This is a genomic window from Comamonas sp. BIGb0152 (assembly GCF_024809975.1).
Taxonomy (GTDB): domain Bacteria; phylum Pseudomonadota; class Gammaproteobacteria; order Burkholderiales; family Burkholderiaceae_C; genus Comamonas.
Map to the genome: position 1 here is coordinate 218,330 of NZ_JANUDY010000008.1, position 20,310 is coordinate 238,639.

Annotated in this window: 16 protein-coding genes and 2 riboswitches; of the genes, 4 read left to right on the plus strand and 12 right to left on the minus strand. The window is 65.0% G+C overall.

Annotated elements, in window-relative coordinates; translation table 11 throughout:
* Positions 1 to 26: 26 nt before the first annotated feature.
* A complete protein-coding gene (locus M2375_RS16515) occupies positions 27 to 1,883 on the minus strand; it encodes a long-chain fatty acid--CoA ligase (protein WP_259168960.1) in 1,857 nt (618 codons plus the stop codon).
* Between the two features lie 233 nt (positions 1,884 to 2,116).
* Positions 2,117 to 2,653 (minus strand): DUF2007 domain-containing protein, encoded by a 537-nt coding sequence (locus M2375_RS16520; protein ID WP_259168961.1) that lies wholly within the window; start codon positions 2,651 to 2,653, stop codon positions 2,117 to 2,119.
* A 237-nt stretch (positions 2,654 to 2,890) separates the two neighbouring features.
* Between M2375_RS16520 and M2375_RS16525 the strand changes: the two genes are divergently transcribed.
* The 3 genes from M2375_RS16525 to M2375_RS16535 all read left to right on the plus strand — a co-directional run bounded on the left by M2375_RS16525 (position 2,891) and on the right by M2375_RS16535 (position 5,925).
* Positions 2,891 to 3,775: a 2-keto-4-pentenoate hydratase gene (locus M2375_RS16525; RefSeq protein WP_259168962.1), complete on the plus strand. Its 885-nt coding sequence runs from the start codon at positions 2,891 to 2,893 to the stop codon at positions 3,773 to 3,775.
* Positions 3,776 to 4,020: 245 nt separating this feature from the next.
* Positions 4,021 to 4,935, plus strand: coding sequence for an alpha/beta hydrolase (locus M2375_RS16530; RefSeq protein ID WP_259169002.1), 915 nt, complete (start codon positions 4,021 to 4,023; stop codon positions 4,933 to 4,935).
* Positions 4,936 to 5,013: 78 nt separating this feature from the next.
* Complete coding sequence (locus tag M2375_RS16535) at positions 5,014 to 5,925, plus strand: YbgC/FadM family acyl-CoA thioesterase (RefSeq protein WP_259168963.1); 912 nt, start codon at positions 5,014 to 5,016, stop codon at positions 5,923 to 5,925.
* A 293-nt stretch (positions 5,926 to 6,218) separates the two neighbouring features.
* On the opposite strand, the gene M2375_RS16540 is transcribed toward M2375_RS16535, so the two are convergent.
* Positions 6,219 to 7,139 carry a folate-binding protein YgfZ gene (locus tag M2375_RS16540; protein WP_259168964.1) on the minus strand — a complete coding sequence of 307 codons (921 nt, stop codon included), beginning with the start codon at positions 7,137 to 7,139 and terminating at the stop codon, positions 6,219 to 6,221.
* 46 nt (positions 7,140 to 7,185) lie between these two features.
* Between M2375_RS16540 and mltG the strand changes: the two genes are divergently transcribed.
* Positions 7,186 to 8,175, plus strand: coding sequence for an endolytic transglycosylase MltG (gene mltG / locus M2375_RS16545; RefSeq protein ID WP_259168965.1), 990 nt, complete (start codon positions 7,186 to 7,188; stop codon positions 8,173 to 8,175).
* Positions 8,176 to 8,265: 90 nt separating this feature from the next.
* Here the strand turns inward: mltG and M2375_RS16550 are convergent, their stop codons facing one another.
* From M2375_RS16550 to M2375_RS16590, 9 genes are all read right to left on the minus strand, one after another.
* Positions 8,266 to 10,290 carry a diguanylate cyclase domain-containing protein gene (locus M2375_RS16550; RefSeq protein ID WP_259168966.1) on the minus strand — a complete coding sequence of 675 codons (2,025 nt, stop codon included), beginning with the start codon at positions 10,288 to 10,290 and terminating at the stop codon, positions 8,266 to 8,268.
* Between the two features lie 209 nt (positions 10,291 to 10,499).
* On the minus strand, positions 10,500 to 11,252 hold the full coding sequence (locus M2375_RS16555) for a sulfite exporter TauE/SafE family protein (RefSeq protein ID WP_259168967.1): 753 nt from the start codon (positions 11,250 to 11,252) through the stop codon (positions 10,500 to 10,502).
* 87 nt (positions 11,253 to 11,339) lie between these two features.
* Positions 11,340 to 14,234 carry an aminomethyl-transferring glycine dehydrogenase gene (gcvP, locus tag M2375_RS16560; protein WP_259168968.1) on the minus strand — a complete coding sequence of 965 codons (2,895 nt, stop codon included), beginning with the start codon at positions 14,232 to 14,234 and terminating at the stop codon, positions 11,340 to 11,342.
* A 143-nt stretch (positions 14,235 to 14,377) separates the two neighbouring features.
* Positions 14,378 to 14,752 carry a glycine cleavage system protein GcvH gene (gene gcvH, locus M2375_RS16565; protein WP_259168969.1) on the minus strand — a complete coding sequence of 125 codons (375 nt, stop codon included), beginning with the start codon at positions 14,750 to 14,752 and terminating at the stop codon, positions 14,378 to 14,380.
* 69 nt (positions 14,753 to 14,821) lie between these two features.
* Positions 14,822 to 15,955 carry a glycine cleavage system aminomethyltransferase GcvT gene (gcvT, locus tag M2375_RS16570; RefSeq protein WP_259168970.1) on the minus strand — a complete coding sequence of 378 codons (1,134 nt, stop codon included), beginning with the start codon at positions 15,953 to 15,955 and terminating at the stop codon, positions 14,822 to 14,824.
* 51 nt (positions 15,956 to 16,006) lie between these two features.
* Positions 16,007 to 16,118: riboswitch (glycine riboswitch) on the minus strand.
* A gap of 17 nt (positions 16,119 to 16,135) precedes the next feature.
* A riboswitch (glycine riboswitch) is annotated at positions 16,136 to 16,255 on the minus strand.
* 97 nt (positions 16,256 to 16,352) lie between these two features.
* Positions 16,353 to 17,627 carry a TRAP transporter large permease gene (locus M2375_RS16575; protein ID WP_259168971.1) on the minus strand — a complete coding sequence of 425 codons (1,275 nt, stop codon included), beginning with the start codon at positions 17,625 to 17,627 and terminating at the stop codon, positions 16,353 to 16,355.
* Positions 17,624 to 18,118, minus strand: a complete 495-nt coding sequence (locus M2375_RS16580) for a TRAP transporter small permease (RefSeq protein ID WP_259168972.1) — start codon at positions 18,116 to 18,118, stop codon at positions 17,624 to 17,626. Before M2375_RS16580 ends, M2375_RS16575 begins: the two co-directional genes overlap by 4 nt.
* Positions 18,119 to 18,294: 176 nt before the next feature.
* Positions 18,295 to 19,272 carry a TRAP transporter substrate-binding protein gene (locus M2375_RS16585; RefSeq protein ID WP_259168973.1) on the minus strand — a complete coding sequence of 326 codons (978 nt, stop codon included), beginning with the start codon at positions 19,270 to 19,272 and terminating at the stop codon, positions 18,295 to 18,297.
* A gap of 263 nt (positions 19,273 to 19,535) precedes the next feature.
* Positions 19,536 to 20,291, minus strand: a complete 756-nt coding sequence (locus tag M2375_RS16590; RefSeq protein ID WP_259168974.1) for a nucleotidyltransferase family protein — start codon at positions 20,289 to 20,291, stop codon at positions 19,536 to 19,538.
* Positions 20,292 to 20,310: the final 19 nt, after the last annotated feature.

The following is a 20,310-nucleotide window of genomic DNA, read 5'->3' on the forward strand; positions in this document are numbered from 1 at the left end:
GCGGTTTTGTTTTGGCGCGGCCGGCCTTACTTGGCGTAGATCTGGGTGATCTGGTCGGCAAACTTCTGCATCAGTTGCGGGCGGCGCAGCTTCAGCGTCGGCGTCATCAAGCCGTTGTCGACGCTCCAGGGCTCGGTGACCAGGTAGACCGCACGCGGCACCGCATATTTGGCTAGGCCCTGGCACTGCTGGGCGATACGGGCCAAGGCGGCCTGGCGCACCGCACTGGCCTGCAGGCTCACGGAGTTCTCGGGGTCTAGGCCCAGACGCTCGGCCAACTGCTTCCATTCCTCCCGGTTGACGACGGCAATGCAGGCGATAAAGGGCTGCTGCTCGCCCACCACAAAGCTCTGCTCGAAGAGCGGATCGGCGCACAGCGCCTGCTCGATGTCCGAGGGCGGCACCTTCTCACCCGTGGCGGTGACGATGATTTCCTTGATGCGGCCGACAATGCGTACCTCGCCATTCACCAACTCGGCCTGGTCGCCGGTGCGCAGCCAGCCGTCCTCGGTAAAGGCCTGGCGCGTGTCTTCGGGGCGGCCCCAGTAGCCCATCATGATGTTGGGGCCGCGCGCCTGCAGCTCCTTGTTCTCGCCAATGCGTACTTCCATGCCATCGAGGGGCTTGCCCACGGTAGAGGGGTCGTTGCGCTGCAGCGAGTTGGCGGTGAGCACCGGCGAGGTCTCGGTCATGCCAAAGCCTTGCAGCACGTTCAGGCCCAGGCCCAGAAAACTGTGCGACACCACCGAGGGGATGGCCGCGCCGCCGGTCACCGCAATGCGCAGGCGGCCGCCAAACAGGTCCAGGATGGGCTGGGCCACCTTTTTTTGCAGCAGGGACCAGGGCAGCCAGCGGGCCCAGCCGCCTTGGGGCGCATCGGTATTGCTCAGGCCATGGGCCTGGCAGTGGCGCGCCCAGCCCTTGGAGACCGCGGCGGCAAACAAGGCGCGCTTGAAGGCCGAATGCGACAGCTTCTCCTGAATCTTGGCGTAGATGCGTTCATAGATGCGAGGCACAGACACCAGGATGGTGGGCCGGATGCTGAGCATGTCCTCGGCCAGCAAGGCCACCGAACGGGCATAGACCACCGTGCTCGCCACCGCCATCGGCAGGTAGTAGCCGCAGCTGCGCTCAAAGGTGTGCGAGACCGGCAGGAAGGACAGGAAGACATCGTCCTGCGTTGGCACCACGCGCCCCAGTACGGCCTTGACGTCGCTGAGCACATTGTGGTGGCTGAGCATCACGCCCTTGGGCTTGCCGGTGGTGCCGCTGGTGTAGACGATGGCGGCCATGTCCTGGGCCTGGGGCGCCTGGACCGCTTGGGGTGGTCGGGCACTGTCTTGTGCCTGCGCCAGCCAGTCCTGCAGGCGTACCAGGCGTGGGTGGCCATCGCTGGCAGGCGGCTCGGGCAGGGCGGGCTGCTGCGGGTCATCGATCACCACGCAGCGCAAGGCGGGCAGGGCTGTGCCGGTGGCCACGATCTGTTGCCAGGTCTCCAGCCGGTTGATGAGCAGCAGCGACGCGCCGGCATCGGCCAGGATAAAGGCGATGTTGCCCGGGTTGTCATTGGCGTGCAGGGGCACGGTGGCGCATGCGGCGGCCAGGCCGGCCTGGTCGATGCAGATGGCGTGGACGCTGTTGGTCAGCAAGGTGGCAATGCGCGCGCCGCGCGCCAGGTGCAGTGCCTGCACCGCCTGGCCCCACAGCGCCACCTTGGCCTGCATGTCGCCCCAGCTGAAGGATTGCCAGGCGTTCGATGCCGTGTCGAACCAGCGGTAGGCCTCGCGCTGCGGGCTGGTGCGGCAGCGGTAATCGAAAAGCTCGGGCAGGGTGGTCAAAGCGCGCAGATCGGCGGGCAGGGGCACTGAAAGTTGGGCGGTCATATTCTCAAATTCTCCTGGGTGTCATCATCGCATTGGCGCACCACAGTCTTGGCCATTTGGGGCGCCAACCTGGGTCTGGATTGCTGCGATTTGCAAGCTTGCGATGGTAGGCAGAGCCCCGTCCACAATCCTGCATTTTCATGCTTGTGTGGCCTTTGTGTCGCTTGGGTATCAATTTTTGATACTTTGTGGCGCCGCCCGGGCGCGCTGAGCAGCTGGCGTTGGCGCAGCGTTCAGCGGGCTGCTGGAGGGGGTGCAGGGCTGCGGCCCTGGCCAGCGGGCGTGCCATCGGGGGCGCTTGGCATGGCGGCGCCGGCATCGCCCTTGCTGCCGGGCTCCTGCAGCCAGGGTGCGGCGCTCAGCACATAGTGCAGGCACAGCGCCAGCAAGGCGGCCCCTGCGGCCCACCAGCAGGGGTACCAGCGCCGCGCATCGCGATGCTGGGCGAGGCCCTCATGGGGATCGCAGGCCAGGTCAAAGCGCGAGTCCTGTGCGGGCTCGGGCGGTGGCTGCGCGGCCAGGCTGGGGTCGGCGCGGGCCAGTTCGGCGTCGTCCATTAGCGGCGCGCGCTCCCATTCGTCCAGGGCGCGGCGTGCGGCGCTCCAGTCCGCGTCATCCACCAGCAGTCGCAGCAGGCTGCCGGCAGGCAACTCGCCGATGGCGCCTTGCAGGTGTTCGCCACTGACAAAGCTGCGGATGCCGTGCTGGCGCAGCACGTCCTGCAGAACATGGGCTTGTACGGCACTGGCCGGCTCATAAACGCTGCGCATTGTTGGTCTCCTGTCGCAGGGTAGTCATGCAAATACTATAGCGCCTGTTGCTTTGTGGCTATGGCGGTCATGACCTAGGTCAAGCGAATCCCGTCTGTTTGGTGCCCGGGATGGCGGGCTGCGCGCTTTCCCTAGTCAGCCGCTGCGGTGCGGGTGGTATGTTGGTGCCCAGGGTGGCGCAGGGCGAGGCCCCACACCCCAGGCACAACCGGTTTTTGGAACAGGAGACTTTGGATGATGCACCCCGCTTTGCGTTTTCGTCTCTCCCCGCTGTGGATGGCGGCATGCCTGGCAGCGGCCAGCACTGCGGCCCAGTCCGCTTGCCTCGATGATGGCCAGATTGCGCCGTGGCTGCAGGCCTACGAGGCCAAGCTGCCGGTGCCCAATGCGGCACCCATGACTGACGCGGAGGGCAAATGCAGCCGCAACAAACTCAATGCGGCCTGGCAGGCCCAAGGCAAAAAGCCCATTGGCTACAAGGCGGGGCTGACCAGTGCGGCCATGCAAAACCGCTTTCAGACCGACAAACCTGTGTGGGGCGTGCTGTACGAAGGCGCGCTGCTGCCCAACCGCAGCGCGGTGCGTGCCGCCTTTGGCGCGCGCCCCATGTTTGAGGCCGACATGCTGGTGCGAGTCTCCAGCAGCGCCATCAACCGCGCCACCACGCCGCTGCAGGTGCTCAACAACATCGACCGCATCGTGCCCTTTATCGAGCTGCCCGACCTGGTGGTCGAGAACCCGGCGCAGCTCGATGGCGCGGCCGTGGAGGCAATGAATGTGGGCGCCCGCATGGGGGTGATGGGCAATGCGCTTGTGGTGCCGCAGTTCCGGGCCGAGCGCTATGCGCTGCTGAATGCGCTGCAGAGCATGCAGGTCGATGTGACCGACCAGACCGGTACGCGGCTGGGTGGCGGGCGCGGCGGCGACCTGATGGGCCAGCCGCTCAATGCCGTGGTCTGGCTGGCGCAGGCCCTCAAGGCTGAAGGGCAGCGGCTCAAGGTGGGTGACTGGATCAGCCTGGGCTCCTACTCGGCATTGATGCCACCGCAACCCGGGCAGCAGATTCGGGTGGACTACAAGGGCCTGGAGGGCGCGCAGCCGGTAGAGTTGCGCTTCGAGTAACCGCCCCTGGCGCGCAGCCGCCTTGGGCCAGGCCCTGCGCGCTCGCAGGGCTTTTTACATGGGTGACCGACGAGCCCCGTTGTGAATGGCGATTGGCCGATAATCAGCCGGCTCTGTCCCTGAACTGCAGCCCATGCATGCCTGCTGGGCTCCGATGTATGTCTGACGCCTCACCCCGCTCCAAAGCCCATCTCCCTGCCGACCTGCCCATGCCCGCCGATGTGATCGCCGAGCTGACGCCCACCATGCGCAGCGTGGTCGAGCGCATGGCCCGCGCCCAGCACACCCCCATGTGGGAGATGACCGTGGAACAGGCGCGCCAGGCCTATGGCATCGGCGCGGGTGTGCTGGAGATTGCCAAGCCCGCGCTGGCACGGGTGGAAAATTTGCATATCCCTGCGCGCGATGGTTTTCAGATACCGGCGCGCCTGTATGCCAGCAGCTGGGACCCGCTGCAGCCGGCCCTGCTGTTTACCCATGGCGGCGGTTTCACCATTGGCAGCGTGGACACGCATGACATCCTGTGCCGCGAGCTGGCCCATCTGGCCGGCTGCATGGTCATCTCGGTGGACTACCGCCTGGCGCCCGAGCACCGCTTTCCCACCGCCAGCAACGATGCCTGGGATGCTTTGCAGTGGTTGGTGGCCGAGGGCATGGCGCTGGGCGCCGATACCGGCCGCCTGGCCGTGGGTGGCGACAGCGCAGGCGGCACCTTGGCAGCGGTCAATGCCATTTTGGCGCGCGATGCCGGTATTGACCTGGCCTTGCAGCTGCTGATCTACCCGGGCTGCGCCGCGCACCAGGACACGCCCTCGCACGCCCGCTACAGCCAGGGCCCGATCCTCACCAAACCGATGATCAGCTGGATGTTCAGCAACTACCTGCGCTCGCTGGCCGACCGCGATGACTGGCGATTTGCGCCGCTGCTGGCGCCGGACCTGCGCGGCCTGGCCCCTGCCAGCATCCATCTGGCGCAATGCGATGCGTTGGTGGATGAAGGTGTGATGTATGCCGAGCGGCTGCGCGCTGCCGGTGTCGAGGTAGACCTCCACACCTACGCCGGGGTCGCCCATGAGTTTGTCAAGATGGGCCGGGCCCTGAAGGAAGCGCGGGCCTGCCATGCGCAGATGGCCCAGGCGCTGCGGGCGGCCTTTGACTGAGTGCGGAGCGGATGGCGGCCCGCTGGGCCGCTGTCAGACTGCCTCTTGATTGCACATTTTTCGAGTACAGAAAAGACCATGACCACCGCTTCCCAGATCCTGTTCGATGCACCCGCCAGCAGCTTGGCCGACTTCCGCTGCCGCAGCCGCCAGCGTGTGCGCTGGTCCGAGGTCGATCTCCAAAAGGTGGTCTTCAATGCCCACTACCTGAGCTATGTGGACATTGCGATGTCCGAGTACTGGCGGCAGCTGGCCGTGCCCTATGAGGAGGGCATGCAACGCCTGGGCGGCGAGCTGTTCTTGCGCGCCTCGCAGCTGGAGTTCCATGCCTCGGCACGGCTGGACGATGTGATCGACATCGGCCTGCGGGTGGTCAAGCTGGGCAACACTTCGGTGCAGTATGAAGCGGCGATTTACTGCGCGGGCAAACTGCTGGCCAGCGCCACCATGGTCTATGTGTTTGCCGATGCGGCACAGCAGCCCGTGCCGCTGCCTGAGGCCTACCGCCGCATGGTGCAGCGCTTTGAGGCAGGCGAGGACGTGGTGGACTTGAAGACCGGTAGCTGGAACGTGCTGGGCCAGGAGGCGATGCGGCTGCGCATGCAGGTCTTTGTGCGTGAGCAGGGTATTCCGGCCGAGATTGAGGCGGATGCCTTTGATGTGAGCGCGCTGCATGCGGTGGCCCTCAATGGCCTGGGCATGTGCGTGGCCACTGGCCGCATGCTGCCCAGCGCGCAAGAAGCGCACCGCGCCGATGGGATGCGCATTGGCCGCATGGCCGTGGCCAAGCCGCTGCGCGGTGGCAGCCTGGGCCGCCAGGTGCTCGATGCGTTGGTGGATGCTGCCACGCGCCAGGGCAAGCGCCAGGTGGAGCTGCACGCCCAGCGCACGGCGGAGAGCTTCTACCGCCGCGCAGGCTTTAGCGTGGTGGGTGAGCCCTACGAGGAAGCGGGCATTGCCCATATCTCCATGCAGAAAACCCTGCGCTGAGGGGCCTGGTACTGCGCTTGCAGTGCCCATGGCACTATGCAGCAGGCCAATAACTTGGCCAATAAAAAGCCGGGTCTGGTTTCCCAGACCCGGCAAGTGTGATGGTCAAGATGCGCTTGAGTAGTTGTTGCATATTGCTTGCACAAGCCTGTATGTTGGCTCCTGCTCGCAAAGTCCTGCAATTTTAGCAAATTACCGCGCAAATGCCATAAAAATTCTGTAACGGCTGCCGCTGCGGCATTTCTGCCTGAGAAATTGTCGTATTTGTGATGAAGCAGACAGTTACTTTTGCGTCAAATATCTTCTTTCAGCACATAGGGCAGGCTGAGCACTTGCAAGGCTGCGCCCGTGCTGCTGCCCAGGTGTAGGGGCTCGCCTGCGGCGGAAATCTGCATGGAAACCAGGGCCTCAAAGCCCGATGCGGCCGCTGCCGCTTGCACCACAGTGCCTACGGGCTGGCTGGCATCGCTTTGGGCAAAGACTTCCTGGCCCGGCTGGGGTTGCGCTGCAGAGGCGAGGCGGTACATGCGGCGCTTGAGGGTGCCGCGGAACTGGCTGCGTGCCACCACCTCCTGGCCGGGGTAACAGCCTTTTTTGAAGCTCACGCCATCGACTGATTCGAAATTCAGCATCTGCGGCACAAAGGCATCCACCACGGGTGTGGTGATCAGGGCCACACCGGCCCGCACCATGGACAGCTGCCAGGCCTCAGGCGTTATTGCGGGGCTGGCGCTGATCTGCGCGGGCAGTGCGCTGGCTGCAGGCGCGGCGAGCAAGGCGCGGCTCTCGCCCTCGGCGGCGTAGAGGCGCACGATGGAGGCATCGTCAACGGCCAGCACCTGCCAGGGGGCCAAGGCACGGGCCTCGGCGGGGACGGCATCACCGGCCAGGCCCAGCAGTTGCACAGCCTCGGTGGCGTCGCTCAGCTTGCACTTGGCGCGCAGCACAAACATCGACAGGCGTTTGAGCGTGCTGGGCAGCACATCGCGGCTGGTGATGAGCCAGAACTCCGCTGCGCTGCGCTTGACCACGATAAAGCTGGCCTGCATGCGGCCCTTGGCCGACAGAAAAGCGGCCAGGCGTGCCTGGCCTGCGGGCAGCAGCAACACATCATGGCTGAGCTGGCCTTGCAGGAAATTGGCGGCGTCTTCGCCCTCGGCCCGGATCACGCCCAGGTGCTGGAGAGAAAGCTGCCCTTGTAATGCTTGAGTCATGGGCTGAATTATGATGCTCGCTCCATTGCACTGAGGCGGTAGGGTTGTGAAGCGTTTATTCATATTGATTGTTGTACTGATGCTGGCCGCAGCAGGTGCTGGCTATGTTTGGTTGAACCAGGCCCTGGTGTTGGGTAACGGCGCACAGGCGCTGGAGCTGGAGATTGAGCCGGGCACCTCACCGCGTGCGGTGGCCCAGGCCGCACAAGCCGTGGGCATCGAAGTCAACCCGGACCTGCTGTACTGGTGGTTCCGCCTCTCGGGCCAGGACCGCAAGATACGTGCGGGCAACTACGAGATCCCCGCAGGCACGACGCCGCGCAGCCTGTTGGCCCGCCTGGTACGCGGTGAAGACAGCCAGCGCGTGTTGACCATTGTCGAAGGCTGGAACCTGCGCCAGATGCGCGCGGCCATGGCCAAGGAAGAGCACCTGCGCCACGACAGCGCGGCGATGTCACCACAAGAGATCATGGCGGCGCTGGGCCGGCCCGAGGTAGCGGCGGAGGGGCGGTTTTTCCCCGATACCTATGCCTTCGCCAAGGGCAGCAGCGATCTGGCCTTGATGCGCCGCGCGATGCTGGCCATGGACAAGCGGCTCGAAGCCGTCTGGTCATTGAACCCGTCGGACAGCCCGCTCAAGACTCCCCAGGATTTGCTGACCCTGGCCAGCATTGTCGAGAAGGAAACCGGCAAGGCCGAGGACCGGGCCATGGTGGCGGGAGTGTTCGTCAATCGCCTGCGCATCGGCATGCTGTTGCAAACGGACCCCACGGTCATCTATGGCCTGGGCGAGACATTTGATGGCAACCTGCGCAAGCGGGATCTGCAGACGGATACGCCGTGGAACACCTATACCCGCGCCGGCCTGCCACCCACCCCGATTGCGATGCCGGGCAAGGCCTCGCTGATGGCCGCTGTCCAGCCCGAGAACACCAAGGCCCTGTACTTTGTGGCCAAGGGCGATGGCAGCAGCCATTTCAGCCAGAGCCTGGACGAGCACAACCGCGCGGTGAACACCTATATTCGCGGCAGGTAATTGCGGGCACTGGCGCAAGCCGGACCGCTGAGGAAAGCCAGCCATAGCGCTGGCTTTTTCGCTTCAGGGCGGGCTGGGATGGGGGCGCCCTTATTGGCTGGCGCCGCCCAACGCCTCGGCGTAGAAGGCATAGCGTCCCCGGCCCTGCTGTTTGGCCTGGTAGAGCGCCATATCGGCCTTGCGCAGCAGGCTGTCGGGGTCCTGCGTATCGGCAGCCTGGCTGAGCAGGGCGATGCCGACCGACACGCCAATGCTGACCCGCTGGCCCTCGATCTCATAGTCGGCGCTGAGCCTGTCGATCACGCGCTGCGCCAGGCTGGCAGCGGCTTGCGCCGAGGAGGCGTTTTGCACAATGCAGAACTCGTCACCGCCCATGCGCACCACCAGATCGGTGTCGCGCAGCAGCTCACGAAGGCGCTCAGCCACGGCGCACAGCAGGGCGTCCCCGCTGGCATGGCCCAGTGTGTCATTGACTTGCTTGAAACGGTCCAGATCCAGGTACAGCAAGGCTCCGGCGGTGCCGCCGGGGGTGCAAATGGGCTTTTGCAGCAGGCTGCGGTTGGGCAGGCCGGTCAAGGGGTCGTGCAGCGCCAGGTAGGCCACTTCGGCCTGTGCACGCTTGCGGTCGTCCACGTCTTCGAGCACGCCCAGCCATTCGGCGATGCATTGCTGCGCATCCAGGATGGCCGCGCCCCGTGCCCGCATCCAGCGCCACTGCCCATCCTGGGTGCGCAGCCGCAGCTCCACATCCAGGCTGCGGCTGGCGTCCAGCAAAAGCGCTTCGGCCTGGCCTTTCAGCTGCGCAGCATCTTCGGGGTGCACATGGCGCAGCCAGCCCAGCTGCAGCGCCTGGGCATCGGGCGTGCCGCCCAGGGCTTGCCAGCCCACGATGGACAGCACCCGGCCCTTGGCGTCCAGGCTCCACTGGACCGAGGCGCCGGCATGCGCCAAGGTGCGGGCGCGTTGCTCGCTGGCAGCTAAGGCGGCGGCGGCCTGGTGCTGTGCGGCCAGGGTGACATCCAGCTGCGCGCGCGCCTGGCTCAGGCTTTGGCGCAGCATTTCGAACTCCCGCACCATCACCACCGGGCCATCGCCTGCGCTGGGGCTGGCGGTGTAGGAGGCGCCGGTGCGTGTGCTGATGGTCAGCTGGCGGATGGGGCGCAGCAGCTGGCGCGACAGCCAGGCGCAGAGCAGGCCGGCAATGGCCAGCGCCAACAGGCTGGCCAGCACGATGTCGATCACCGGTCTTTGCCAGCGGGCGTTGAAGGCCTCCAGCGGCTCGCCAGCGACCACCACCCAGCCAGGCGTCTTGGGCAGTTGGTAGAAACTGAATATCACCCTACCGCCATCGGCCCGCTGCGCCTCGAAACTGCCCCGGTGGGCCGCCACGGCCTGCAGTCGCTCCCAGTCTGGAACCGTGGTGCCAATGAAGCGCTCGGCATGGGCCGAACGCGCCAGAATGCGGCCCTCGCCATCGGTGATGGCGATCAGCACGCCATCGCTGGTCTGGCTGGGGGCCGTGCTGACCAGCTCGGCCGGGGGCGTGGTGAGCACCAGCACCTGCTGCGATGCGGGGCCTACGCGCACGGCCATGGCCACGACGGGTATGCCGTTCTGGAAAAAAAGCTGTGAAAAGGCCGGTGTGCTGCTGCGCAAGGCTTGCGCGGCCAGCGAGCGGTGGCCAGGCAGCAGCTGCGCCGCGCTGGAAGAGGCCATGTCCGGCTGCGCCTGGTCAGGGCTCAGCAGCATCAAGCTGCTGCGCTCGTCCAGGCCGGTCAGGCGCATCCACCGGTCCAGCGCGCTGGCGCTGAGAAAGTTGCCGTCTGCCGCTAAGGACTGCAGCATGGCAGCTCTGCCGAGCAGGTCGGATTCGGCGGCATGGCCGAGGTTGCTGGTGATATCCAGCATGCGGTTGAGGCTGCTGTCCCGGTAGGACTGCGCGACATGCTGCACGGTGTAGATACCGGCGGCCAAAATGGGCAGGGCCGCCGCCAGCATCAGCAGCACCAGGTAGGTGCTCAGGCTGCGCGCGCGCGCAGCCACCGGCTCCAAGGCAGGGCCGTTGGAGAGCGTTGCTTCAGGGGGCGACAGGGTGGAGGAATGGGATGCGGGCATTGGCGACGGCGGGACAGATCCCTTGGCTTAGGGCCAGATGCGTGTGGGGTTGGGAGGGTGTCGGCGCAATAAGGCCGACATGATTATCCGGTGCCTTTTCATATATTTCAACGAACTAGCCGGGGCATGACAATTGTTATAGGACTGGGGTTGCCCTGCCTGCGGGTGGGCGCTCAAAGCTGCCTGGTCTGTGTCCTATGCGCAACAGCTCAGGCCCAGTTGGAGGCCAGCATGGCCAGGCCCGCCAAGGTCAGCAGGCCCAGCACCACGCGCTTGAAGGCCACATCGCTGATGCGCTCGTACAGCCGCGCGCCCCAGATGGATGGCAATACCATGGCCGGCAGCGCGATCGCCAGCATGGGCAGCATGCGCTGGCTGACGAGGCCGGTGGCGACATAGCTGGCAAAGGTGACGGACAGCATCGTGAGGTTGAAGTTCTGGATCACCTGGCGCTGGGTGTCTCTGGCCATGCCGGTGATCTGGCACCACAAGGTAGGCACCACGCCTGAAAAGCCGCCCAGCGCCGCCATGGCCCCGCCGGCCAGGCCCGCCAAGCCATTGGCGAGCGAGCGGCCAGGCCCTTGGCTCAGCGGCCCCGAGGCGATGCCGCCCAGCCGGTGCGAGACGGCCATCAACGGGCAGAAGATGACCAGCAAGGCACCCAGCACGGTCTTGAACAGCTGCGCATCCAGGAGCGGCAGCAGCCGCAAACCCAGGGGCAGGCCACAGAGCCCGCCCAGCAAAAACGGCCAGAGCATGCGCCAGTCAAAGCCGCGCCGCACCTTCAAGGCCTGGATGATTTGCCCGCACAAGCCACCAAACACCGCCAGCACTGCGGCCAGCGAGGGCTCCAAGGCCCAGGCCCACAGCGCCATGGCTGTCATGCTGTAGCCAAAGCCCGAGAGCCCTTGGACAAAGCCCGCAAGGGCTGCGCCGATGACGATGAGGAGAAAGGTATCCATGGCGGAGCGTTTTCCTGGGCCACGACCGGCTGGGTTGCCGGTGGGCTTGCCACAAAAAAGCGACCCGGTGGGTCGCTTGGCCTGGGTTTAAGCCTCGTAGCTGTCCAGCGGCACGCAGCTGCAAAACAGGTTGCGGTCGCCATAGACGTTGTCGACCCGGCCCACCGGGCTCCAGTACTTGGCGCGGCGCAGGGCTGGCACCGGGTAGGCAGCAGCCTCGCGGCTGTAGCCATGGCTCCATTCGCTGGCCAGCAGGGTCTCGGCGGTGTGGGGCGCGTTCTTGAGCAGGTTGTCATCCTGCGCGGCGCGGCCCGCCTCAATGTCGGCGATCTCGCCACGGATGGCGATCATCGCTGCGATAAAGCGGTCCAGCTCGTACAGGCTCTCGCTCTCGGTAGGCTCAACCATCAAGGTGTTGGGCACCGGGAAGGACAAGGTCGGCGCGTGGAAGCCGTAGTCGATCAGGCGCTTGGCGACGTCTTCGGCCATCACGCCGCAGCTGTCCTTGAAGTGGCGCAGGTCCAGAATGCACTCGTGCGCGACGTGGCCGTGCTCACCGGCGTACAGGGTCGGGAAGTGTTCTTCCAGGCGCTTGCTGATGTAGTTGGCGTTCAGGATCGCCGTCTCGGTGGCGCGCTTGAGGCCGGGCTCGCCCATCATGCGGATGTACATCCAGCTGATGGGCAGCACGGCGGCATTGCCCAGCGGTGCGGCGCTGACGGCGCCCACCTTGCCGGGCACGCCAGCGGTGGCATGGCCAGGCAGGAAGGGCACCAGGTCCTCCACCACGCAGACGGGGCCGACACCAGGGCCGCCACCGCCGTGGGGGATGCAGAAGGTCTTGTGCAGGTTCAGGTGGCTGACATCGCCGCCGAACTCGCCGGGTGCGGCCAGGCCGACCTGGGCGTTCATGTTGGCCCCGTCCACATAGACGCGGCCGCCATGGCTGTGCACCAGCTGGCACAACGCCTTCACCTGGGTCTCGAACACGCCATGCGTGCTGGGGTAGGTGATCATGATGCAGGCCAGGTTGGCGCTGTGCTTTTCGCAGGCCAGCTTCAGATCGGCCATGTCCACATTGCCGTTGTCATCGCACTTGGTGACGACCACTTGCAGGCCCACCATCTGCGCGCTGGCCGGGTTGGTGCCGTGGGCGCTGCTGGGGATCAGGCAGATATTGCGGTGCGACTCGCCCTTGGAGGCGTGGTAGGCCTTGATGGCCAGCAGGCCGGCGTATTCGCCCTGCGAGCCGGCATTGGGCTGCAGGCTGATGCCGGCGTAACCGGTGGCCTGGCACAGCCATTCGCGCAGCTGGGCATCGAGCAGCGCATAGCCCTGCAGCTGGTCGGCTGGGGCAAAGGGGTGCATGTTGGCAAATTCGGGCCAGGTGATGGGGATCATCTCGCTGGTCGCGTTGAGCTTCATCGTGCAGCTGCCCAGCGGGATCATGCTGCGGTCCAGCGCCAGGTCCTTGTCCGACAGGCTGCGGATGTAGCGCAGCATCGCGGTTTCAGAATGGTGGGTGTTGAAGACCGGGTGGGACAGGTAGGCGCTGGTGCGCTGCAGGGCTTCGGGGATCAGCGAGGTGCTGCCTTCGTCCATCGCCTCGATATTGGGCAGCGCCTGGCCGGGCTGGGCGAAGATGCTCCAGATCAGTTCTACATCGGCGCGGCTGGAGGTTTCGTCCAGGCTGATGCACAGGTACTCGTTCCAGGCCTTGCGCAGGTTGACGCCCTGGGCCAGCGCACGGGCCAGGATGGCATTGGTGGCGTCTTGGGTGTGCAGCGACAAGGTGTCGAAAGCGCTGTCGTGGTGGCGGGCGCTAAAGCCCAGCGCCGTCAGGCCACGGCTGAGGATGGCGGTGAGGCGTGCCACGCGCTGGGCGATGCGCTTGAGGCCGGCCGGGCCATGGTAGACCGCATACATGCTGGCGATCACTGCCGGCAGCACCTGGGCGGTGCAGATATTGGAGGTGGCCTTTTCGCGGCGGATATGCTGCTCGCGGGTCTGCAGTGCCAGGCGGTAGGCCGGGTTGCCATGCACATCGATGCTGACCCCTACCAGGCGGCCGGGCAAGGAGCGCTTGTAGTCATCGCGGCAGGCCATGAAGGCGGCGTGGGGGCCGCCGGCGCCCATGGGCATGCCAAAGCGCTGGCTGTTGCCTACGACGATGTCGGCACCCCATTCGCCCGGCGGCGTGATCAAGGTCAGCGCCAGCAGATCGGTGGCCACAATCGCGGCCGCCTGCTTGGCATGGATGGCATCCACGTCGGCCTTCCAGTCCACAATCCAGCCGCTGGACGCGGGGTACTGCAGCACAGCGGCAAACAGCTCGCCCGCCAGTGCGGCTTCCCATTCGTCCTTGCTGTTGGCCACCAGCACTTCCAGGCCCAGGGGCTGGGCGCGGGTCTGGATGACTTCGATGGTCTGGGGGTGCAGATCGCCCGCCAGCACAATGCGGTTGCTCTTGGACTTGACCGAGCGCTTGGCCAGGGTCATGGCCTCGGCAGCGGCGGTGGCTTCGTCCAGCATCGATGCATTGGCGATGGGCATGCCGGTCAGGTTGCAGACCATGGTCTGGAAGTTGACCAGCGCTTCCATGCGGCCTTGCGAGATTTCAGCCTGGTAAGGCGTGTAGGCGGTGTACCAGGCGGGGTTCTCCAGGATGTTGCGCAAAATCACGCCGGGCGTGAAGGTGCCGTAGTAGCCCTGGCCAATAAAGCTCTTGAGCACCTGGTTCTTGCTGGCCAGGGCCTTGAGCTCCGCCAGCGCGTCCGCCTCGGTCACCGGCGCGGGCAGGTCCATGGGCTTGCTGCGCACGATAGAGGCGGGCAGCACCTTGTCGATCAGTGCATCGAGCGAGGGCAGTCCCAGCGCGGCCAGCATGCGGGCCTCGTCGGCGCTGTCCGGGCCAATATGGCGGGCGATGAATTCACTGGCGTTTTCCAGCGCGGCGAGGGGCTCTTTGGAGGGCATCAGCATGGTCCGAATCGGTGTAAATGGCTTGGGTTACGGCTGGCGCGGCCTCAAAGAGCGCTGGCAGCGAGAAGGGGGAAATAGGAGAGGAAAAGCGAGGCCCGCCTGCTGGCTGCCGGCACCGGCAGGCCAGCAGCAGGGCCAAGGCCTTAGGCGTTGGCGGCGAAGTCGTTGTAGGCGGTCTCGTCCAGCAGCGCATCGAGCTGGGCCACATCGCTCAGCTTGACCTTGAAGAACCAGCCGCTGTTGAGCGGGTCGGAGTTGGCGAGCGACGGGTCATTGCGCAGCGCTTCGTTGATTTCGACGATCTCGCCGGTCACCGGCATAAAAACGTCAGCGGCAGCCTTGACCGACTCCACCACGCCGGCCACATCGCCTTGGTTGAAGGAGGCACCGACTTCCGGCAGATCGACAAACACCACATCGCCCAGCGCGTCTTGCGCGTGAACGGTGATGCCGACCACGGCGGCATTGGTGTCGGTGATGTTGATCCATTCGTGGTCGCGGGAGAACTTGATCGTCATAGGAATACTCCAGTTTTGTAGGCGTGAATTGTGTTCAGGAGGGTGCGCAGGCACCACCCAGCAGCTACTTTAGCCGCGGAAATAGCGGGGAGGAACAAAAGGCATGGCCGCCACCTCGACCGGCACCGGTTTGCCGCGCACCATGGCATGCAGTTGCGTGCCGATCGCCGCCAGTGCCGGCGCCACGTAGGCCATGGCAATCGGTTGGTCGAACGTGGGGGCGAGCAGGCCGCTGGTGGTGACGCCGACGATCTGGCCATCGAGGCTGCGGATCTCGACCTGCTCACGCACGGGAATGCGCTCTTGCGCAATCAGGCCCACGCGCTTGCGGGCCAGGCTGGCAGGGTTGTCGATCTGGGCGAGCACCTTGTCGGCACCGGGGAAGCCGCCTGCGCGCGCGCCGCCAGTGCGGCGCACCTTCTGGATGGCCCAGTTCAGGCCGGCTTCGGGCGGGGTGGTGGTGGCATCCAAGTCGCTGCCGTAGAGGCAGAGACCGGCTTCCAGGCGCAGCGAGTTGCGGGCGCCCAGGCCAATCGGTTGCACCTCAGGCTGGGCAAGCAGCTTGCGCGCCAGGGCCTCGGCCTCATGGCTGGCTACCGAAATCTCAAAGCCATCCTCGCCGGTGTAGCCGCTGCGGGTGATAAAGCAGGCGATGCCGTCCACATCAAAGTCGCCACCAGTCATGAACACCAGTTGGTCCACACCGGGGGCCAGGCGGGCCAGCGCGGTGGCGGCCTGGGGGCCTTGCAGCGCCAGCAGGGCTTGGTCGGGCAGGGGCAGCACCTGGCAGCGCTGGCCGATGCGCTCCGTGATCAGGGCCATGTCGGCCACCTTGCAGGCGCCGTTGACGATGACAAACAGCTCCTGCTCGGAGACGCGGAAGAACATCAGGTCATCGACAATGCCGCCCTCGTCATTGAGCAGCAGGCCGTAGCGCTGCTTGCCAATGGCCAGGTCGATGACATCGACGGGCACCAGGGTTTCAAAGGCGGCAGCGGCATCGGGGCCGATCAGGCGCAGTTGACCCATGTGGGAGACATCGAACAGGCCGGCCGCCGTGCGGGTGTGCTTGTGCTCGGCGATCAGCCCCAGGGGGTATTGCACGGGCATGGAATAGCCGGCAAAGGGCACCATGCGTGCGCCCAGCTCGATATGCAGGGCGTTCAAAGGGGTGGACAGCAGGGCGGATGCGGTGGCGGACATGGATTCTCCAGGGCAAATAACAAGGCATGCAGCCGTTGCCGGTTGCATGCTGTTTGCCCTGCTGTCCGCTTTACCTGAGAGATTCACCCACCGCTTTGAGGCCAGGGGGCTTGCTCCTTCGGTGGATGGCGTCCAGGCGCCACCTCTCTCCAGCTGGGAACGCCGGCAGTCACATGCTGCGCGGCGGGGCCAGTCCTTTTGCCTGAGCGTTCGGCAGCTGCGTTTGCAGTAGCCTGCGCCTTCGGCGGCCGCGCTGCGCGTTGGTTGACAACGGGGGCGACTCTCTCCTGACTGCGGCGATTTTAGCGGCAACTGGCGGCTTGCGCCTGCAAAAGGGTCGGCCCACATGCAAAAAAGCCACCGGCGGGCGGTGGCTCAGCGATGCCAGTGGGCCGGATCAGCGGTAGACCAGATCGCGCAGCGCCAGCGATATGCCCGGCACATAGGTAATCACCATCAGGCACAGCAAGATCACCCCGACAAAGGGCAGCAGGTGTTTCATGATCTGGTCCAGCGATATTCGGGCCACCGTACAGGCGGCAAACAGGTTGACGCCAAAAGGCGGCGTGATCATGCCCAGCGCCAGGTTCACCACCATGATCAGGCCGAAATGCACCGGGTCGATGCCAAAGTGCATGGCCACGGGTGCCAGGATCGGGGCCAGCACAATGATGGCCGCGCTGGTCTCGATGAACATGCCGATGATGAACAACGCTGCATTCACGCCCAGCAGGAACATGGCCGGGCTTTGCAGCACTTCTTCGAGCCAGCGGCCAATCGCATCGGGCACGCCGGCGCGGGTGATCAGGAACGCAAACAGCCCGGCATTGGCAATGATGAACATGATGATCGACGAGGAGATCGCCGATTTGCGGAAGATCGCATACAGGTCGCGGATCTTGATCTCGCGGTAGATCAGTGTGCCCACCACCAGCGCATAGAACACGGCCACGGCCGAGGCTTCGGTGGGGGTGAAGACACCGCCATAGATGCCGCCCAGAATGATGACCGGCATCAAGAGCGCCCAGCCCGCCTGCAGCGAAGCCTTGCCAAAGCCCAAGCGGCCCTCGCCATCGTTCTTGCCCCAGCCCTTGTACTTGCAGTAGGCCCAGACAAAGAACATCAACACCGCGCTGATCAGCAGGCCCGGGCCAACGCCTGCGATGAACAGCTCGCCAATCGACACCTCGGCGCTGACGCCATAGAGAATCATCGGGATGGATGGCGGAATGATCACGCCCAGCTCGGCGCTGGTGGCCTGCAGTGCGGCGGCATAGCTCTTGGGGTAGCCGTGCTTGATGAGCGCCGGGATCAGGATGGCGCCAATGGCAAAGGTGGTGGCGACCGAGGAGCCGGAGACGGCGGCAAAGATCATGCAGGTGAGCACGCAGGTCATCGGCAGACCGCCCTGAATGCCGCCGACGATGCTTTTGGCAAACTCCACCAGGCGGCGCGAGATGCCGCCGGTCTCCATCAGGTTACCGGCCAGAATGAAAAACGGGATGGCGGCCAGCGGGAATTTGTTGATGGCGCCAAACATCTCTTTGACCGAGATGAGCATATTGGCATTGCTGGCCTGGATCCCCAGGATGGAGGCCAGACCGATGGAGACGGCAACGGAGACGGTGAGCGCAAAGCACAGCACCATCGTGGAAAGCATCACGGCGGTCATTGCGCGTTCTCCAGTTCAGTGTTTTGGGGTTCCAGCAGGTTGCCGATGACGCCGATGACGGCAAACAGGGCCCCGACCGGCACGGCCAGGTAGGCCCAGAACATGGACAGCGATTCGAGCCCGGCCATGGTCTGCACGCCGCCCCGGCGCGCATAGTCCCAGCCCCACCAGATCAGCACGGCCAGCAGCGCCAAGGTGGCAACGCAGACAAAGCCGCTGAGCAGGCGGCGCATGGCAGGCGGTGCCCAGCGCTTCAAGACATCGACGCTGACCATGGCGCCTTGGCGGAAGGCCATCGGAATGGCGAGGAAGACCATCCAGATGAGGCTGAAGCGAATCAGCACTTCGGTCCATTCGGCGGGCTGCTCCAGCACGAAGCGAGTGAGTATCTGGAACATGCCCAGCACGGATGCGATGGCCAGCATCAGGCAGGCGCCGGCCATGGCGATGCCCGATGTCCAGCGCTCAAAATTGAGAAAAGCGTTTTTCATGGTGACCGGGTGGACAGGCGCCTGCAGTGCCGCCTGGGATCCACCCTCCTTGCGCGTGTTGACACAACAGCGGCTGGCGCCCGTTGGGGCGTCAGCAGCAGTTGGGTACCAAAGTGGAAACTGTGATCAAGCACAACCGCGCCAGAGGGGCGCCGGCTCTACTTGAAACGCAGGGCTTACTGGAAGTTTCGGATGCGGTCGAGGTTGGCCTTGCCGAACTGCTTTTCGAAGTCGGCATTGGTCTTGGCCAAGGTGGCGACAAACTTGGCCTTGTCGACGTTCTCTACCACCTGCATGCCCTTGGCGCGCAGCTCGGCCACGCCGTTGGCGTCATCCTGGTCCACACGCGCGCGGTTGGCCTTGGTGGCAGCCTGGGCGGCTTGCACAAAGGCGGTCTTGTCTTCGGCGCTCAGCTTGTCGTAGGCGGCTTTGTTCATCACCAGAATGCAGGGCGAGTAGACGTGGCCCGTGAGGCTCAGGTGCTTTTGCACCTGGTCAAACTTGGCCGAGGTGATCACCGGCAGCGGGTTCTCCTGGCCATCGACCGTGCCCTGCTGCAGTGCGGTGAACACTTCGGGGAAGGCCATGGGCGTGGTGATGATGCCCAGGGCCTTGTAGGCCTGGATGTGGACCGGATTTTCCATGGTGCGGATCTTCAGCCCTTTGGTGTCATCGGGGCTGTTGATCGCGCGCTTGGAGTTGGTCATGTGGCGAAAGCCGTTCTCGGCCCAGGCCAGCGCCTTGAAGCCCTTGCTGTCGAACTTGGCCAGCAGCTCATTGCCGATGGGGCCATCGAGCACCGCGCGGGCATGGGCCTTGTCGCGGAACAGGAAGGGCACATCGAGGATCTTGGTCTCGGGCACAAAGTTGGGCACCGGTCCGCTGGAGCTGAAGGCCAGCTCTTGCGTGCCCAGCTGCACTGCTTCGATCGATTCGCGCTCGCCGCCCAAGGAGCCGTTGTAGAACGTTTGGACCTTGTAGCGGCCGCCCGTGCGCTGCTCCACCTCTTTGGCAAAGGTGTCAATGGCCACGCCTTGGTGCGAGTTCTGGGCGACGGAGATGCTGATGCGCATCGTCGTCTGCGCCAATGCGGGCCCGGCGGCCATCAAGCCCATCGCGACCCCGATACCCCAGGCCAATTTCTTCATCTGCATGACTTGTCTCCCCGGCTGTGCCGAATGGTTTTATAGGCGCCTGCGGATGCCCGCATGCGCTTTGCATTGTGGGCAAGGCTGGGCCATTCGGTATTGGGGTTTTTATGATGTCATGCGGTAAGTGGATTTCATACACAGCGCATATTTATCTAACTATCTGATAAATAATAAATATTTAGAAATTGCCTCATTTGCAAATGTCGCCCTTCCTGTCACCGTGTCGACAGAGTGGCTGCTTGAAACTCGCAGCGAAGGGACGGGCTTCAGGGATTGAGGGCCTGTAGCCGCTCCACCGTGCCGACATCGACCCAGCGGCCGTCATAGCGGCTGGCGCTGCAGCGGCCCGCCTGCATGGCGGCGCGCAGCTGCTGCACCAGCGGCATCTTGGTGCCCTGGGGGTTGCCAGCGGGGATGTCGCAGTAAGGCGCGCTGAACAGCGCTTTTTTCAGCAGCGCGACCGAGCAGTAGGTCAGGCGCGGGCGTGGGTCATCGGCGGCGGGGTTCTCGGCGCGGCCCTCGTCCGTCAGCACAAAATCGCCTTGGGGGTGGTGGGGCGCATTGGGCACCAGCCAGAGATGGGCCAGGTCATCGCTGTGCGCAAAGCGCTGGCGCAGGGTCTCGTCAAACGGAAAGTCGGGGATGAACACATCGCCCGAGACCAGCCAGAAGGCATCGTCCAGTGCAGGCAAGGCGCGGCTGATGCCGCCGCTGGTTTCGATACCGCCGCCAAAATCCAGATCCTCGCGGGAGTAGGCAATCTGCAGCCGCTTTGCACCTAGCTGCGCCTCAGCCGGGGCGGCGGGCCAGGCATCGGCCACCTGCTGGCCCAGCCAGCCGGTGTTGATGACCAGGCGCTGCACGCTGGCATGGGCCAGCTGCTCCATGCTGTGCTGCATCAGCGGTTTGCCCTGCACGGGCAGCAGGGGCTTGGGGGTGTGGTCGGTCAGCGGGCGCATGCGCTCGCCACGGCCGGCGGCCAGCACCATGGCCTGGGCGCGAAAATCAGGAGGAAATGACATGGTTGAGGGAAGCAATGGA

What these genes read in the sequence shown, in the direction of transcription:
- M2375_RS16515 (WP_259168960.1), bottom strand. Translation starts at nt 1,883, where the DNA reads ATGACCGCCCAACTTTCAGTGCCCCTGCCCGCCGATCTGCGCGCTTTG.
- M2375_RS16520 (WP_259168961.1), bottom strand. Translation starts at nt 2,653, where the DNA reads ATGCGCAGCGTTTATGAGCCGGCCAGTGCCGTACAAGCCCATGTTCTG.
- M2375_RS16525 (WP_259168962.1), top strand. Translation starts at nt 2,891, where the DNA reads ATGCACCCCGCTTTGCGTTTTCGTCTCTCCCCGCTGTGGATGGCGGCA.
- M2375_RS16530 (WP_259169002.1), top strand. Translation starts at nt 4,021, where the DNA reads ATGCGCAGCGTGGTCGAGCGCATGGCCCGCGCCCAGCACACCCCCATG.
- M2375_RS16535 (WP_259168963.1), top strand. Translation starts at nt 5,014, where the DNA reads ATGACCACCGCTTCCCAGATCCTGTTCGATGCACCCGCCAGCAGCTTG.
- M2375_RS16540 (WP_259168964.1), bottom strand. Translation starts at nt 7,139, where the DNA reads ATGACTCAAGCATTACAAGGGCAGCTTTCTCTCCAGCACCTGGGCGTG.
- M2375_RS16550 (WP_259168966.1), bottom strand. Translation starts at nt 10,290, where the DNA reads ATGCCCGCATCCCATTCCTCCACCCTGTCGCCCCCTGAAGCAACGCTC.
- M2375_RS16555 (WP_259168967.1), bottom strand. Translation starts at nt 11,252, where the DNA reads ATGGATACCTTTCTCCTCATCGTCATCGGCGCAGCCCTTGCGGGCTTT.
- gcvP (WP_259168968.1), bottom strand. Translation starts at nt 14,234, where the DNA reads ATGCTGATGCCCTCCAAAGAGCCCCTCGCCGCGCTGGAAAACGCCAGT.
- gcvH (WP_259168969.1), bottom strand. Translation starts at nt 14,752, where the DNA reads ATGACGATCAAGTTCTCCCGCGACCACGAATGGATCAACATCACCGAC.
- gcvT (WP_259168970.1), bottom strand. Translation starts at nt 15,955, where the DNA reads ATGTCCGCCACCGCATCCGCCCTGCTGTCCACCCCTTTGAACGCCCTG.
- M2375_RS16575 (WP_259168971.1), bottom strand. Translation starts at nt 17,627, where the DNA reads ATGACCGCCGTGATGCTTTCCACGATGGTGCTGTGCTTTGCGCTCACC.
- M2375_RS16580 (WP_259168972.1), bottom strand. Translation starts at nt 18,118, where the DNA reads ATGAAAAACGCTTTTCTCAATTTTGAGCGCTGGACATCGGGCATCGCC.
- M2375_RS16585 (WP_259168973.1), bottom strand. Translation starts at nt 19,272, where the DNA reads ATGCAGATGAAGAAATTGGCCTGGGGTATCGGGGTCGCGATGGGCTTG.
- M2375_RS16590 (WP_259168974.1), bottom strand. Translation starts at nt 20,291, where the DNA reads ATGTCATTTCCTCCTGATTTTCGCGCCCAGGCCATGGTGCTGGCCGCC.